This window comes from Variovorax sp. 01T432 (genome assembly GCF_056398605.1).
The window spans coordinates 25,968-39,676 of sequence record NZ_JBFTPS010000058.1; the positions used below are offsets into that span (position 1 = coordinate 25,968).

Annotated in this window: 17 protein-coding genes and 1 pseudogene; 10 read left to right on the forward strand and 8 right to left on the reverse strand. The window is 66.6% G+C overall.

Annotated features, from left to right (window positions below):
- Nucleotides 1-3: 3 nt before the first annotated feature.
- From AC1DNF_RS29825 to AC1DNF_RS29845, 5 genes are all read right to left on the reverse strand, one after another.
- A complete protein-coding gene (locus tag AC1DNF_RS29825; RefSeq protein WP_478152272.1) occupies nucleotides 4-765 on the reverse strand; it encodes an enoyl-CoA hydratase/isomerase family protein in 762 nt (253 codons plus the stop codon).
- Nucleotides 762-1,886, reverse strand: a complete 1,125-nt coding sequence (locus tag AC1DNF_RS29830) for an acyl-CoA dehydrogenase family protein (protein ID WP_478152273.1) — start codon at nucleotides 1,884-1,886, stop codon at nucleotides 762-764. The genes AC1DNF_RS29825 and AC1DNF_RS29830 overlap by 4 nt, the downstream gene beginning before the upstream one ends.
- Before the next feature lie 10 nt (nucleotides 1,887-1,896).
- Nucleotides 1,897-3,096, reverse strand: coding sequence for an acyl-CoA dehydrogenase family protein (locus AC1DNF_RS29835; protein ID WP_478152274.1), 1,200 nt, complete (start codon nucleotides 3,094-3,096; stop codon nucleotides 1,897-1,899).
- Between the two features lie 92 nt (nucleotides 3,097-3,188).
- Nucleotides 3,189-4,232 (reverse strand): flavin reductase, encoded by a 1,044-nt coding sequence (locus tag AC1DNF_RS29840; RefSeq protein WP_478152275.1) that lies wholly within the window; start codon nucleotides 4,230-4,232, stop codon nucleotides 3,189-3,191.
- A 30-nt stretch (nucleotides 4,233-4,262) separates the two neighbouring features.
- Nucleotides 4,263-5,354 (reverse strand): LLM class flavin-dependent oxidoreductase, encoded by a 1,092-nt coding sequence (locus AC1DNF_RS29845; RefSeq protein ID WP_478152276.1) that lies wholly within the window; start codon nucleotides 5,352-5,354, stop codon nucleotides 4,263-4,265.
- Nucleotides 5,355-5,453: 99 nt separating this feature from the next.
- Between AC1DNF_RS29845 and AC1DNF_RS29850 the strand changes: the two genes are divergently transcribed.
- A complete protein-coding gene (locus tag AC1DNF_RS29850; RefSeq protein ID WP_478152277.1) occupies nucleotides 5,454-6,365 on the forward strand; it encodes a LysR family transcriptional regulator in 912 nt (303 codons plus the stop codon).
- An 11-nt stretch (nucleotides 6,366-6,376) separates the two neighbouring features.
- Here AC1DNF_RS29850 and AC1DNF_RS29855 read toward each other — a convergent pair whose 3' ends face one another.
- Complete coding sequence (locus tag AC1DNF_RS29855; protein WP_478152278.1) at nucleotides 6,377-7,219, reverse strand: SMP-30/gluconolactonase/LRE family protein; 843 nt, start codon at nucleotides 7,217-7,219, stop codon at nucleotides 6,377-6,379.
- Between the two features lie 174 nt (nucleotides 7,220-7,393).
- Between AC1DNF_RS29855 and AC1DNF_RS29860 the strand changes: the two genes are divergently transcribed.
- The 8 genes from AC1DNF_RS29860 (at nucleotide 7,394) to AC1DNF_RS29895 (ending at nucleotide 12,338) form a co-directional block, all read left to right on the forward strand.
- Nucleotides 7,394-8,623, forward strand: coding sequence for a CaiB/BaiF CoA transferase family protein (locus AC1DNF_RS29860; RefSeq protein ID WP_478152279.1), 1,230 nt, complete (start codon nucleotides 7,394-7,396; stop codon nucleotides 8,621-8,623).
- A gap of 127 nt (nucleotides 8,624-8,750) precedes the next feature.
- Nucleotides 8,751-9,707 (forward strand): Bug family tripartite tricarboxylate transporter substrate binding protein, encoded by a 957-nt coding sequence (locus tag AC1DNF_RS29865; protein ID WP_478152280.1) that lies wholly within the window; start codon nucleotides 8,751-8,753, stop codon nucleotides 9,705-9,707.
- A gap of 435 nt (nucleotides 9,708-10,142) precedes the next feature.
- Nucleotides 10,143-10,451: a hypothetical protein gene (locus AC1DNF_RS29870; protein WP_478152281.1), complete on the forward strand. Its 309-nt coding sequence runs from the start codon at nucleotides 10,143-10,145 to the stop codon at nucleotides 10,449-10,451.
- On the forward strand, nucleotides 10,448-10,780 hold the full coding sequence (locus tag AC1DNF_RS29875; RefSeq protein WP_478152282.1) for a hypothetical protein: 333 nt from the start codon (nucleotides 10,448-10,450) through the stop codon (nucleotides 10,778-10,780). The genes AC1DNF_RS29870 and AC1DNF_RS29875 overlap by 4 nt, the downstream gene beginning before the upstream one ends.
- A 39-nt stretch (nucleotides 10,781-10,819) precedes the next feature.
- Nucleotides 10,820-11,065 carry a hypothetical protein gene (locus AC1DNF_RS29880; protein ID WP_478152283.1) on the forward strand — a complete coding sequence of 82 codons (246 nt, stop codon included), beginning with the start codon at nucleotides 10,820-10,822 and terminating at the stop codon, nucleotides 11,063-11,065.
- Nucleotides 11,066-11,075: 10 nt separating this feature from the next.
- Nucleotides 11,076-11,363: a MaoC/PaaZ C-terminal domain-containing protein gene (locus AC1DNF_RS29885; protein WP_478152284.1), complete on the forward strand. Its 288-nt coding sequence runs from the start codon at nucleotides 11,076-11,078 to the stop codon at nucleotides 11,361-11,363.
- A 52-nt stretch (nucleotides 11,364-11,415) separates the two neighbouring features.
- Nucleotides 11,416-11,655: a ketopantoate reductase family protein gene (locus tag AC1DNF_RS29890; protein WP_478152285.1), complete on the forward strand. Its 240-nt coding sequence runs from the start codon at nucleotides 11,416-11,418 to the stop codon at nucleotides 11,653-11,655.
- Complete coding sequence (locus tag AC1DNF_RS29895; RefSeq protein WP_478152286.1) at nucleotides 11,655-12,338, forward strand: ketopantoate reductase C-terminal domain-containing protein; 684 nt, start codon at nucleotides 11,655-11,657, stop codon at nucleotides 12,336-12,338. Before AC1DNF_RS29890 ends, AC1DNF_RS29895 begins: the two co-directional genes overlap by 1 nt.
- A gap of 128 nt (nucleotides 12,339-12,466) precedes the next feature.
- On the opposite strand, the gene AC1DNF_RS29900 is transcribed toward AC1DNF_RS29895, so the two are convergent.
- Together AC1DNF_RS29900 and AC1DNF_RS29905 are read right to left on the reverse strand one after the other, a co-directional pair.
- A complete protein-coding gene (locus tag AC1DNF_RS29900) occupies nucleotides 12,467-12,889 on the reverse strand; it encodes a TA system VapC family ribonuclease toxin (protein WP_478152287.1) in 423 nt (140 codons plus the stop codon).
- A gap of 1 nt (nucleotide 12,890) precedes the next feature.
- Nucleotides 12,891-13,130 carry a DUF6364 family protein gene (locus AC1DNF_RS29905; protein ID WP_478152288.1) on the reverse strand — a complete coding sequence of 80 codons (240 nt, stop codon included), beginning with the start codon at nucleotides 13,128-13,130 and terminating at the stop codon, nucleotides 12,891-12,893.
- 418 nt (nucleotides 13,131-13,548) lie between these two features.
- Here AC1DNF_RS29905 and AC1DNF_RS29910 point away from each other — a divergent pair.
- Nucleotides 13,549-13,709 (forward strand): annotated as a pseudogene (locus AC1DNF_RS29910) (IS110 family transposase); the annotation flags it as partial.

The window sequence follows — 13,709 nt, forward strand, 5'->3', positions numbered from 1 at the left end:
CGCTCAGCGCCCCTTGTAGACAGGCGCACGCTTCTCGAGGAAGGCCTGGCGGGCCTCCTTCGCATCGTCGGTCTTGGCCAGCGCCATGGTGAAATTCTGCTCGAAGCGGTAGCCGTCGCGCTGCGGCATCAGGTCCATCATGTTGGCCGCCTGCTTGGCGTAGGCGATGGCCAGCGGGCTCTTGGCGGCGATCTCCTGGGCGATCTTCATCGCCTCGGGCATCAATTCCTCGGGCGGCAGCACGGCGTCGATCACGCCGCGGCGGTACATCTCGGCGGCCGGTACGCGCATGCCGGTGAAGAACATGCGCCGCGTGAAGGATCGCCCGACCATGGTGCGCAGCATCGAGACGCCGCCGGCCAGGCCGACGTTGATCTCGGGCATGGCGAAGGTCGCGTTGTCGGAGGCCAAAAAGATGTCGCAGGCGGCCATCAGCCCCATGCCGGCACCGAGCGCCGGCCCGTTGACCGCGGCGATCACCGGCTTGGCGCATTCGCGGATCGCATTGCCGGTCTCGCGCGTCATGCGGTTGTGCTCGAGGAAGTCGCCGGCTTTGTCCGGGTTCGGCCGGTCCTTGAGGTCAGCGCCGGAGCAGAAGAACTTGCCGGTGCCGGTGATGATCGCGACGCGCACGTCCTCGCGCTCGGAGATCTCGTCGAAGGCCTCGATGAGGCGCCGGCGCGTCGCGCGGTCGATGGCATTGACCGGCGGCTTGTCGAGCCGCACCACGGCGATGAATTCGGAAACTTCGAGACTGAGGTTCATCGTGAACTCCTGGAAAGGGGGGTGGCCGCCGGCGCGCCGAGCGCACCTTCGGGATCTCGGCTCGGCGCCAAGAGGCGCGAGGCGTGCGTGAAGCGATCGCCTAAATGGAATTCAGAGGCCAGCAGGCGCTCGACCAGCCGGGTGGCCAGCACTTCCTCGCTTATGCCCATTCCGCCATGCATCTGGATCGCGGCCTCGGCGCAGGCGCGCGCGGTCTCGGCCAGCGACACCTTCATCAAGCTGAGGGTGCGGCGCAGGCCGGGCGCGCCGGCCTCCCAGTCCTGGAAGGCGCGCATCAGGAGGCCGCGCGCACCCAGGTAGCGCACGTACATGTCCGCAGTGCGATGCCGCAACACCTGGAACGACGACAGTGCAACGCCGAACTGGCGCCGCTCCTTCAGGTGGGTGACAGTCTGTTCGATCAGGGTCGCGAGCGAGGCCACGGTGTCGACCGCCGCCAGCAGCAGGGCGGCATCGCCGGCATGCAGCAGCGCCGACTTCACCTCGGCGCCGCGGGCGATGCAGGCGCCGGCCGGCACCGCAAGCCGCGTCAGGGCGAAGTCGGCGCTCTGCCGGCCTTCCATGGTGCGATAGCGGGCGGTGGGCGCGCCGACGCGGGCAGCTTCCACCACGAAGATCGCGATCTCGCCGCCGCCTTGCAGCAACGCCGGCACCAGGTAATGGCTGGCGGCCAGCGAGGCATCGACGCCCGGCACCGTGCCGTCGAGCTGCCAGCCGATGTCGAGCTGCGTCGCCTGCACCGCGATCTCGTCCATCGGCGCGGCCAGCGGCGCCAGCGCCGCGATCTTCGCGCTGCCTTCGCACACCGCCTGCAGCCAGCGCGCGCCGGCGTCGCGCGCTGCCTGCAGCGCCAGAGGCACCACCGCGCAGGACTCGATCACTGGCAGCAGCAGGCCGTGCGTCGCCACTGCCTCGACCACCGCCGCGAGGTCGGCCATCGTGCCGCCGACGCCGCCGAAAGCCTCGGGCACCAGGGTGCCGGCCCAACCCATCTCCTGGATCGGATCGGCAAGCGCCTGGTCGCGCGCGGCGGCATGGTCCTGCGCAACGCGGCTCGCCGCATCGTGCAGCATGCCGGGAAACATGGGTTTGAATGGCATCGACACTTCTCTAGGCTCCCAGGAGTTCGTGGGCGACGACGTTGCGCTGCACCTCGGAGGTGCCGCCGGCGATCGTGCGCGCGCGGGTGAACATATAGTTCTGCGCCCAGGTGGCGCCGGCGTCGGCCTCGCCTTCCTCGACCAGAAAGCGTTGCGCGGCCTGCGGCCCGACCGCATCGAGCGCGATCGTGGTGAGCCGCTGCGCGACGTCGCTGCACAAGAGCTTCAGCATCGACGGCTGGGCACCGAGCGGGCGCTGGTGCATCAAATCGTCGGTGGCATCGCCGAGCACGACGCGCGCACCCTTCAGGTCGGCGTCGCACAGCAGCAGGCGGTAGCGCAGCGCGCTCAGGTCGCGCCGGCCAGCGGCAGCGCGCGCGGCCTCATCGACGACACCGACGACCTGGCGCCGCATCAGCTCCAGCCGGGCGACGCTGGCTGGCGGCAGCCGTTCGCGTTCGAGCAGGTACTTGGCGCAGGTCCAGCCCTTGCCTTCGTCGCCGATCAGGTTGGCGGCGGGAACGCGCACCTCGTCGAAAAACACTTCGTTCAGGTGATGCCAGCCGTCGATGGTGCGGATCGGGCGCACGGTGATGCCGGGCGCGTCCATCGGCACCAGCAGGAGCGAGATGCCTTCCTGCTTCTTGGCTTCGCGCGAAGTGCGCACCAGCATGTAGATCATGCTGGCCTCGTGGGCGTGCGAAGTCCAGGTCTTCTGGCCGTTGACCACGTAGTCGTCGCCATCGCGCCGGGCCGCGGTGCTGAGCGAGGCCAGGTCCGAGCCCGAACCCGGTTCCGAATAGCCTTGGCACCACCAGTCCGAGCCATCGAGGATGCGCGGCAGGAAGCGCGCCTTCTGCTCGGGCGTGCCGAAGCGAATGATCACCGGGCCGATGTGCCCGAGGCCATGGTGGTAGAGCGGTGGGCATTCGGCCTCGGCCATCACTTCCTCGAAGATCAGCCGCTGCTTGAGGTCCCAGCCGGTGCCACCGTGCTCAGTCGGCCAACTCGGCGCGCCCCAGCCTCTGGCGTGAAGGATCTTCTGCCAGCCGAGGTATTCGCGCTTGGTGACCTTCTGGCCGGCGGCGACCACGGCGCGGATGTCGCTCGGGCAGGCGCTTCGGGCGAAGTCCTCCAGCTCGCGGCGGAAGGCGGTGTAGCGCGCGGCTGCGTCTTCCTCGTTGGGGGCGGCGTTGTCGGTCATCGACATGGTTGCTTGTCTCCTTAGTGGGTCGGTGCGCGGCCTCAACGGCATCGGGGCCGCGAGGCGCACATGAAGAGCGCGGTGGGGTCAGGTGAGGTCTAGTGCTCCCTCGTTGAAGTTGAGGTGGCCACATTAGCGAGCACCTCGTCGCCGGCGCGCAGCTTAGTGATCAACTCGTCCAACGCGGCGGCGGCGGCGGCGGCGTCCCGGCGGCGCAGGCAGTACAAGATGTTGCGCCGCAGCGGAAACAGGTCGGGCCGCGCGCGCACCGGGATGACGTGTGTCATGCGCTCGCGCAGCACGCCACCCATGGTCTGCGCCATCAACATCAGCGCCTCGTTGTGTCCGGCCGCGGCGATGGCCGAGAAAAAGCGGCTTGCGGTCTCGATGCGCTGCGCCAGCGCGTCGCCAGGCTGATGCCGCTCTATGTCGGCGACGGCCGCCTCGATGGCATCGAGCTCGGCCTCGCTGGCGCGGTCGCAGGCCAACCGGAGCAATGAGCCGTAGAGGGTGCGGTAGGCCTCGTCGATGTCGGCCTGGCCGAGTCGGCCCTCCACCACCAGCTTGCGCAGCGACTCGGCCAGCATCATGTAGGCGCCCTTGTAGAACACCAGGGCATGGTCGGTAGCGCTGCTGCTGCCCATATGCTTCACTTCGCCGATGAAGACGACGTGGTCGCCGGCCTCGTGGCGGGCGAAGACCTTGCACTCGAAGCTGGCCAGGCAGTCCTCGACGATCGGCATGCCCAACGGTCCGTGGTGCCAGGCGACGCCCGCGAATTTGTCGACGATGCGGCTGGAGGCGAAGTGCCCGGACAGCGCGTCCTGGCGCTGCGAGAGGATGTTGATCGCGAAGCTGTCGGCCGTGGCGAAGGGGCCGAGCAGGCTGCTCGCCTTGCGCAGGCTGAACAGCACCAGGGGAGGCTCCAGCGACACCGAGCTGAACGAATTGCAGGTCAGTCCCAAGGGCCGACCGTCGGCATCTCGCGTGGTGATGACGGCCACGCCGGTCGGAAAGCAGCCCAAGAGCTGCCGGAACATCGCCGGCTCGATGGCCTCCGACCGCACGGGGCCATCCGTCTCACGCGTCTCACGCGTCTCTCGGGTCGCCAGATCGGCGGCGACGGTCTCGGCATGGGTCATAGCACTTCCTTCGGCGACGTGCTCCGGCCCTCAGGCCGCGGCGGCCTCGAGTTCCGGCTCGGCCACGTGCGGCGGATCGTTGGCGATCTCACGCTGCACCGCCGGCATGATGACCTTCGACCACAACTCCAGTTGGCGCAGCATGGTCGGATGATCGAAGTCGCCCATCTGTGTCTGGAAGGCATAGTGCACCGGCTTCAGCGCGCGGATTTCGGCGACTACGCGCTCGATCACCACATCCACCGGGCCGACAGGCAGCAGGGCGCGCATCTCTTCCAGGCTCGGCTCGCCCGCGAACACGCCCTCCTCGACCTGGTAGTCGTCAGCCACCTGGGCGGTACGGCGCTTTAGGCTGACCGCGATGCGGCGCTGGTAGCGTGCGCAGTCCAGGTACCGTTCGACGTCGGCCTTGTTGTCGCTCGCGAACGCGGCGCGCAGCACGCCGACCTTGACCTGGGCCGGGTCCTTGCCCTCGGCCAGCGCGACCTTGTCGATCAGCTTGCGGGTCGACTGCAACTTCTCGACACCGCCGTCGCCGCCGGAGACGAACACATGGTGTCCAGAGCGCACCGCGCGGGCCACGAAGGTCGGATCCACGCTGGTGATCCACAGCGGCGGCATGGGCTGCTGCAGCGCGCGCTGGCTGATGGCGCTGGACGGCTGGCGGTAGAACTTGCCCTCGTAGCTGAACTTGGGCTGGGTCAGGCCGAGCTCCAGCATGTCGAGCATCTCGAGCGTGCGGTCCTTGGCGGTCTCGAGCGACACGCCGAAGCGCTCGAACTCGAAATGCTGGTAGCCCGAGCCGATGCCCAGGTTCAGCCGGCCGTCGGACATCTGGTCGACCATCGCGGCGTCGGCGATCAGGCGCGCCGGCTGGTAGAGCGGAGCGACGACAATGCCGGTCCCGAGCCGGATCTTCTTGGTCACCGCGGCGCAATGGGCGATCATGGTCAGCGGCGACGAGCACATGCCGTAGTTGCTGAAGTGGTGCTCGGCGTACCAGGCGGCGCCGAAGCCCAGCTCGTCCGCGACGCGTGTCTGCTCCACCGCGTCCCGGAGGATCTGGTAGGAGGTCTTATGCTTGTTCCGCTGCTGCATCAGAATGAAGATTCCGAAATCCATGACCTGGCTCCTTGTTGGCTTGATTGCGTGCGGCGATGGTAGGAGCGGCATGAGCGCCTGTTTCACCAACCTGCGTACAGGTTCTTTGCATCTTTCGAAATGAAGGCACTCGACACGCTGCGCATCTTCGTGGCGACCCTGCGCAAGGGCAGCCTCTCGGCCGCAGGGCGCAGCCTGAGCCTGTCGCCAGCGACCATCTCGCGCCGCATCAGCGCGCTGGAGGATGAGCTGGGCGTGCAGCTGGTCGACCGCACCAGCCGCAACCTGAAGGTGACCGAGGCCGGCCAGGCCTTCCTGGAGCGCGCCGAGGTGGTGCTCGAGGCCATGGCCGAGGCCGAGGAGGCGGCGCGCAGTTCCAAGCTGCGGCCCGAGGGCCGGCTGCGCGTGCACTCGCGCACCCAGATCGGCCTCAGGGTGATCGCGCCGCTGCTGCCGCGCTTCGCAGAGCGCTATCCCGACATCCAAGTGGAGTTCGAGCTGTCGGAACATCCGGTCAACATCGTCGAGCATGACTTCGACGTCGACATCCGCACCGGCGCGTCGACCGACTCCACCTTCGTCATCAAGCGTTTGCTCAGCAGCGACGAGGTGCTGGTGGCCAGCCCGTCCTTCGTCAAAGCCCATCCGCGCATCCGTCTTCCGTCGGACCTGCCGCAGGTGCGCTGCCTCACCTACCGCCGCGAGCGCGAGGCCACGAGCTGGAAATACATCGATGCCGAGGGCCAGCAGCAGGAGCTGCCGATCCAGGGCGTGCTGAGCTCCAACAACGGGGAGGTGTTGCGGCTGGCGGCCATCGGCGGCATGGGCATCGCGCTACTGTCGGAGCCCACGGTGCGCAGCTGCATCCGCGACGGCTCGCTGCTGCGCCTGTTGCCCGAGACGCGGTTCGCGGTGCGTGGCTTCTCCAACGGCGTCTACGCGGTGTTCCGGCAGAGCCGGGCCCTGCCGCTGAAGGTGCGCTCCTTCGTCGACTTCATCGCCGAGGCGCTGCACGAGACCGAGGCGCCCTGATCAGCCGGTGATCAGCGGTCCGCGAAGCGGTGCGGCGCAAGGCCGGGGGCCGGCAGGTCGTCCAGCGAGAACAGGCCGCCATCCTGCGGCAGAGGGCCCGCGAGCGCGGTGCTGCGCGAGATCGAGGTGACATGGAGAGTGTCCAGCCGCGGGCCGCCGAAGCACAGGCTGGTCGGGTACGTCGTCGGGATGTCCAGCAGGCGGTCCAGCCGGCCGTCGGGTGCGAATCGGGCCAGCTGGGCCGCACGCACGAGGACGGTCCAGACGAAGCCTTCGGCGTCCACCGTCGCGCCGTCGGGACCGGAAGCGAAGCGCTCGGTCTGCGCGAAGACGCGCCGAGTGCCCAGCGGCCCTTCCGGCGCGTAGTCGTAGGCCCAGACGGTGCGCACACTGCTGTCGGCCACATAGAGCATGCGGCCGTCTGGACTGAAGCAGGGCCCGTTGACGAGGCCGAGGCCTTCGGCGATGCGTTCCACCGTGCGGTCCGGCCGCAACCGGTAGAGGCCGCCCAGGATGGGGTCGCCCGGCTGGCGGCGGATGTGCATGGTGCCGGCGACGAAGTTGCCGAAGGGGTCGCACTTGCCGTCGTTGAGCCGCACGTCGGGACGGTCGATGCCGATGTCGGCCAGGCTCTCCAGGCGCCGGGTGGCGAAGTCGTAGCGTGCGAAGCTGGCCTTCAGCGCCGCGACCACGCAGCCGCTCTCGCACGGCGCGACACAGCCGACCGGGGGCGGCAGTTCGTGCACCTCGCAGGCGCCGCTGGCGAAGTCGAGGCGGCGCAGCGATCCGGCCATCGAATCGATCCAGCACAGCGCCTGCGCGCGCGCATCCCAAAAGGGGCTCTCGCCCAGCATGTCTTTCGTGTCCCCGATCCTTCGAGCAGTCGTCGCCATCCTGATCCCGCTTAGTCGTGTCGAAACGTGGCTCCGAGTCTGGCAACGATTTCGTCTCGCGTGCGCCCCGCGCTGCAAAGCAGCTTTGCAGCTCCTGATCCTTCCCGGCGCGCGCCGGCTCCTAGAGTTCGGCGCATGCAAGAAACTCCCAACGCACCGCCGCCCCTGCAGGGCATCCGGGTCATCGAACTCGGCAACTACATCGCTGGTCCCGGCACCGCGATGGCCCTCGGCGACCTCGGCGCCGAGGTCGTGAAGATCGAGTCGCTGGAAGGCGATGTCTCGCGCCACACTGGCCATTTCGGCCACGCGATGCTGCGCGCCTACAACCGCAGCAAGAAATCGATCGCGTTGGACCTGCGCGACCCGCGCGGCATGGCGGTGGCGCGCCGGCTGGTCGCGCGGGCCGACGTGCTGGTGCAGAACCTGCGGCCCGGAGCGATCGAGGCGCTCGGGCTCGGCGCCGACGTCCTGCGGGCGCAGCACCCGGGGCTGGTGCACTTGTCGATCGCCGGCTTCCCGGCCGCGGCGCCTTCGCGCGACCGCCCCGGATACGACATCGCGGCCCAGGCCGAGAGCGGCCTGATGTCGGTCACCGGCGAGCCGGACGGCCTGCCGCAGAAGGTCGGCGCCACCATCATCGATGCCGCCACGGTGCAGGTGGCGACGCAGGCGATCCTAGCGGCGCTGTTCCGGCGCGTGCGCACCGGCATCGGCGAAACCGTGCGCGTCTCGCTGCTGGAAGTGGCCCTGAACCTGCAGTTGCCCAACTGGAGCGACTACCTGGTGCGCGGCGTGGAGCCCACGCGCAGCGGCGACGGCCAGCCAATGAACGCGCCGGCCGCCGACATCTTCCGCACCCGCGACGGCTTGGTGGTGGTGTCGGCCTACGTGCAGGCGCACTGGGTGCGGCTGTGCGAGACCATAGGCTGCGCCGAACTCGCGATCGATCCACGCTTCCTCACCAACGAGTTGCGGGTGGCCAATCGCCCGGCAATGAAGGCGGCGGTGAGCGAGCAGCTTTCGCGCCTGGCCACGCGCGAATGTGTAGAGCTGCTGACGCGCAACAACATCGTCGTCGGCGTCGTGCGCAGCTATGCCGACGCCCGGCAAGGCGAGGACTTCAAGGCCAGCAGCATGCTCATCGAGGCGGCGCCGAACGGCGCGGTGCCCGGTTATGCGAGCTTCGGCCTGCCCTACGAGCTGGTCGACACGCCCCGCCCTGCGACGCAGGCGGCGCCGGCGCATGGTGCCCACACGGTGGAATTGATGCGCGAGGCGGACTTCGATGCCGGCGAGATCGCGGCGCTGCACCAGGCCGGCGTGGTGAAGTCCGCGCCGCGAATGCCAGCGGGTGTCGACTAAGGGTTGTTCCTGACTTCACGGAATACAAAGCTGCTTTTCATTCCGTGCTGTCAGGGCCGCAGGGGCCGGCGATAGACTGCCGCCGAACGGGAAAGCGGTGCGTCGCCGCCAACACCAAAGGAGACCCATGAACTATCGCAAATACCTGTCCGGATTTTTGTTCGGTATCTGCTTCGCGCTGAGCTCGGCCCAGGCCGACCAGCCGACCCGGATCGTCGTCCCCTTCGCCGCCGGGGGCGGTACCGACCAGTACGTGCGCCTGCTGGCCTCAGAGCTGACCAAGCGCGGTATGCAGGTCATTGTCGAGAACAAGCCGGGCGCCAGCGGCATCGTCGCAGCCGACTACGTCGCCAAGGCACGCCCGGACGGTCTCACGGTGCTGATGTCGTCACTGGGCATCTTGGCCAACAACACCATCCTCTTTGACAAGTTGCCTTACGACCCGAAGAAGGACTTCGCGCCGGTCTCGCAGATCGCGTACCAACCGGCGATCATCGTCGGTCGCACCGACCTCCCGTACACGGACATCCGCGGGATGGTGCAGTATGCCAAGGACAACCCCGGGAAGATCAACCGAGGCTCTCCGGGCGCTGCCATCCTGACCAACCTGGCACCGATGGCCTTCGAGAAGCAGTACGGTTTCTCCACCACGCACGTGCCCTTCAACGGCGACGCGCAGGCCATCCAGGCGCTGTTGAGCGGTGACATCGACATCGACGGTACCTCGCTCACCGGCTCCCTGCCGTTCATCAAGAGCGGCAAGTTCCGGGTGCTGGGCGTGATGGATGACCACCGCATGCCGCAAGTCCCCGGCGCGCCGACTTTCAAAGAGCAGGGCTTCGACGTGCAGGCGGTACTCTGGTATTCGCTCTCGGTGCCGGCCAAGACGCCCAAGGATGCGATCGCCCGCCTGAACAAGGCGGTCAACGAAGTGATTGCAGATCCGGACTTTGTCGCTCGCGCACAGGGCATGGGCATGGAACCGCGCGGCGGCACGCCCGAGGATCTGTCGAAATTCATCCAGGTGGAGTTCGACCGCTGGGTGCCACTGCTGAAGAGCCTTAATCTGCCGAGACAAATGTAGCGGCTCGACCCTCAAGTGGTTCAAATTCGGCGTCAACCAGCCTTGCCCTTCTAGCGCGGCGATCGTGGCCGCTCAGCGCGGCTCCGGCCTGGAATGGATGTCGGCACCTCAGAGCCGGGCGCGCCTACGCGCAGTCGGTCCATGACGAGGTTCATGAGCCGACCAAGACGTGGTTGCCAATCTCCGCGGGGTTCGATCTGCCAAATGCCTGCGATAGCCAGGAAGAAGTCCTCTATAGTGACTCCCTGACGGATGGTTCCTGCTTTGTGGTTGGCGTCCAGCAGGAGTTGGGCCGCAGCAGGCACGGGAGCGTAGCCCGACGACGTTCCCGGGCATGCGCGGGCACTTGCGGCATGGCGGACGCCGATCCGACCGAAGACCAGGGCGCCCAAGGGACGCACTGCGTAAGCGGCCGAGAAGGTCAGCAGCGCGAAGATGAATGCAATCTCCGGGCTCAGCGGCGCGAAGAACTTCGACGCGATGACCGGAGACAGCGAGGCAAAGACCAGGAAGTCGTACCACTCGAACGCAGTGCCAAGCGACGACGCAAAGACGATTTTGCGCTCCTCCTTGGTCCATGCGGGCCAAGTCCCGGACGACGCCTTGCAGGCCCTGCGCGTCATTTGGCAGGGCTTCATCGAAGCCGATCTCAAGCATGAATTGAGTCTTCGCTTGGCCTTGCCCTATTCGGAAATATCGACCGGTCGGGGCACGACCGATGCATCCTTGAAGGAAAGCCCGTGATCGTCGGCGAGTGCCGCGCCTTGAGCAGCCATGAGGATCCTCGAATGAACCTCCAATACCTGAAGCAGCGCACGTTCGCAACTGTCGTGCAAAGCTGGAATTGGAAAGATTGCGCCTTGTACGCGATGGGCGTTGGCTACGGGACCGACCCGCTCGACGAGCGCGAACTCGACTTCGTCTATGAGCAGCGCACGCAGCAGGTCGTGCCATCTTTTTGCGTGGTGCTCTGCTGGCCCGAGCCTTGCCTTGGCAAGCCGATCCCCCGCCGAAGTCGAATGGACCCGGACACTCCCTGGCGAGTAGCGTTTCAAACTGTTTCGGCCGCTTGACCTGACAGGCGCTGTCCGCGCCAGCTATCGTGCGTCGCTGTGCAGGACAAGGGCGTTGGGCGCGGCGCGATCGTCTGGTTCGACACCGAACTGGCGGACGTACAAACCGGCGCACCGGTCGCAAGCATCCGAAGCACGCGGTTCATGCGCGGCGAGGGTGGCTGCGGCCACTGGGGCGAGCCGGTCGTTCCTTTTCCGCCGATCGCAGACACCGCGCAATCGGAGAGTTCGATGGACTACACCACATTGCCGCGCCAGGCACTGCTGTACCGCCTGAGTTGGTGACTACACGTCCTTGCACGCCGATCCCGCGGTCGCGCGTCGTGGCGGCTTCGATCGGCCCATCCTGCACGGCCTGGCAAACATGGGCATCGCGTGCCGCGCCATCCTGGAACGCTTCTGCCCCACTGATGCAGGCCGCCTGACAGAGATGTCGGTGCGCTTCGTTGCTCCGGCCTACCCGGGCGAGACCCTGCGCGTCGAATTTCTCGAGGACGAACTCGGTGTGCGCTTTCGCGCACGATCAGTCGAGCGTGACATGCTGCTGCTCGATCGTGGCGAGTTCCGGCTGAACGCGCGTTGAAGATCTGCTTCTTCGGTTTGGCGCGATCGGCGGCTATCTCGCAACACACCTGGTGCAGGTCGAGGGCGTGACGGTGAGCGTGGTCGCGCGCAGCGCGCATCTCGCCACCATCCGCGCCAACGGCGTGGCCGTTGAATCGCCGCGCGGGATGCTGCACGCACGCGTGCAGGCCACCGACGACCCGGCCTCGCTTGGTGTGCAGGACGTGGTCTTCCTGGCGCTCAAATCGCACCAGGTCATCGCCGCGCTCGACGGTGTGCAGGGCACTATTCGGCCCCCCATGCGGCCGTAGTGCCGCCGACCACCGGCATCCCCTATTGGTACTTCCACGACCTCCCGGGGCCCTTCAACAACCGGCAAGTGGAACGCCTCGACCCAGGCGGTCGCCAGGGGCGTGCCCTGGCACCGGAGCGCGTGATCGGCTGCGTCTACTGGGTGGCAGAGGAGGTCACCGCACCGGGCATCATTCACCACGACGGCGTGCTGTCGCGCCTTCTGATAGGCCAGCCCGACGGCTCGAGCAGTCGGCGCATCACGCGGCTCGCAAGTGCGATGCATGCCGCCGACCTCGACGCACCAATGGTGCCCGACACACGCGCCTGGATCTGGGCCAAGATGATCAGCAGCCTGTGCTGGAACCCCGTGGCAACGCTCACCCTCGGCACGCTGACGGAGATGAACGCGCGGCCGGAGGTGGTCGCCATCGTGCGTGCGATGGTGACCGAGGCCGACACCCTGGCGCGCGCACTCAGGGTCGAGAAGACTCCCATGACGATCGACGAGCGTGTTGCAGCCGCGCGTAACTCCGGCGACCATGAGATGTCGATGTTGCAGGACCTGGAATGCGGACGGCCGCTAGAACTCGACGTGCTGGTCGATTCGATCGACGCCATGCGCGAGATCGCCAGGACGGCGACGTCGACGATCGATACGGTCTATGCGCTGCTGAAGCTGCGGGCGGCGACGCTTGCCTAGGCGCCGGAACCTTCCGCTGCCAAGCACAAAACCCGGAACGAAGCTTCGCCGATCGGAACTTTGAATTCATAGGACGGTACCGTTCCTTGGGCCCCAGAACCTGCGCTTGTCGGAACTTGACGCCCCGACTACGCCGGCAGCCGGGTGAACTGCCCTCTGGACAGCAGGCGCTTGAAGTCGCCATCGAAACTGACCAGATGCTCGCTTTGATGAATCACCGCTGCGGCCAGCCAAGCATCGGGGATCGCGTTTGCGGTCAGCTTCTTATCCTCGCACAACTTTCGGAACACCGGCCACTCTGCGCCCAAGGCGGGTTGCTCAACGTACGGCGCGGCCAATAGAGCGTCGATGAAGCGCAAGGCTTCGGACATCGGTGTCGGATTCAAGAATATCTTGGGGTGTGTCACGAGTCGCAGGAAGCTCGCGACCACCATCGGCTGCAACTTCAGCGGCATTCCCTGACTGCTTTCGCGGACCGCCTCTTCCAACCAGCCAAGGGCCACCCCGTGGTGCGCATGGTCACTTCGCGATGCAGCGACCAGCACGTTCACGTCAGGCGTCACGGTCAGCGGCGTCCAGCAACGCGCGGTTGCTCAATCCGTCCAGCCCCGGAACCAACCCACCCTTTCCACGGTAAACCGGGAGATGAAGCGGCTTCGCTTGCACAGGCCGCGATCGCAGGCGCAGCTGCAACCCTTCCTCGATCAGTCGCGTCAGGCTCGTACGCTGCTTCGCCGCCAAGGCCTTGGCTTCGGTGAGCAACGTGTCGTTGAGGTTGAGCGTCGTCTTCATCGCCAGTTTTTGCTGTGAGTACAGATTTCTGTATTCTAGCAATCTCTTCTCCTGTGATCAACATCCAGGCTTTAGCGAGCACTCCAACATTCCGCTGCTTAAGGGCTCACCCCTTGCGCCCGCAACTAATGCCCGATGGCCCAAGCTCCGCCTCCGACCCGCCCGCCGTGCCAATATGAGCTGCTACACCTACCCCCGAGATGCTATGGATGCCTCCCTCCCGAAGGGGAAAAAATGGAATCGCTGGTATGGAGCACCGGTCGATCAGCAAGATCCGGCCCAGGGAACGGGGTGGATCCTCTGATGGATATGGCATCAAAGTGCCCAGGGCGTGATAGACCAAGGTCTTCACAAACACCACAGAGGATCCGCTGTGAATCGTAATACAGGCATGAATGCGGGACAAATCATCGGCACCATGAACGGCCAAGTGGTCGTCGGGTTGGACATCGCTAAGCAGGTCTTTCAGCTGCACACGGTGGACATGGGCACGGGTGAGATCGTCAACGTGCAGATCAAGCGAGCCAAGGTCATGGAGCACTTTGCCAATCGCCAGCCCTGTCTGATCGCCATTGAAGC

Excerpts from the sequence above, each read along its gene's own strand:
- AC1DNF_RS29860 (WP_478152279.1), top strand. The coding sequence starts at position 7,394 with ATGCAAGAAACTCCCAACGCACCGCCGCCCCTGCAGGGCATCCGGGTC.
- AC1DNF_RS29825 (WP_478152272.1), bottom strand. The coding sequence starts at position 765 with ATGAACCTCAGTCTCGAAGTTTCCGAATTCATCGCCGTGGTGCGGCTC.
- AC1DNF_RS29905 (WP_478152288.1), bottom strand. The coding sequence starts at position 13,130 with ATGAAGACGACGCTCAACCTCAACGACACGTTGCTCACCGAAGCCAAG.
- AC1DNF_RS29865 (WP_478152280.1), top strand. The coding sequence starts at position 8,751 with ATGAACTATCGCAAATACCTGTCCGGATTTTTGTTCGGTATCTGCTTC.
- AC1DNF_RS29855 (WP_478152278.1), bottom strand. The coding sequence starts at position 7,219 with ATGCTGGGCGAGAGCCCCTTTTGGGATGCGCGCGCGCAGGCGCTGTGC.
- AC1DNF_RS29840 (WP_478152275.1), bottom strand. The coding sequence starts at position 4,232 with ATGACCCATGCCGAGACCGTCGCCGCCGATCTGGCGACCCGAGAGACG.
- AC1DNF_RS29830 (WP_478152273.1), bottom strand. The coding sequence starts at position 1,886 with ATGCCATTCAAACCCATGTTTCCCGGCATGCTGCACGATGCGGCGAGC.
- AC1DNF_RS29845 (WP_478152276.1), bottom strand. The coding sequence starts at position 5,354 with ATGGATTTCGGAATCTTCATTCTGATGCAGCAGCGGAACAAGCATAAG.
- AC1DNF_RS29870 (WP_478152281.1), top strand. The coding sequence starts at position 10,143 with ATGAATGCAATCTCCGGGCTCAGCGGCGCGAAGAACTTCGACGCGATG.
- AC1DNF_RS29835 (WP_478152274.1), bottom strand. The coding sequence starts at position 3,096 with ATGTCGATGACCGACAACGCCGCCCCCAACGAGGAAGACGCAGCCGCG.
- AC1DNF_RS29850 (WP_478152277.1), top strand. The coding sequence starts at position 5,454 with ATGAAGGCACTCGACACGCTGCGCATCTTCGTGGCGACCCTGCGCAAG.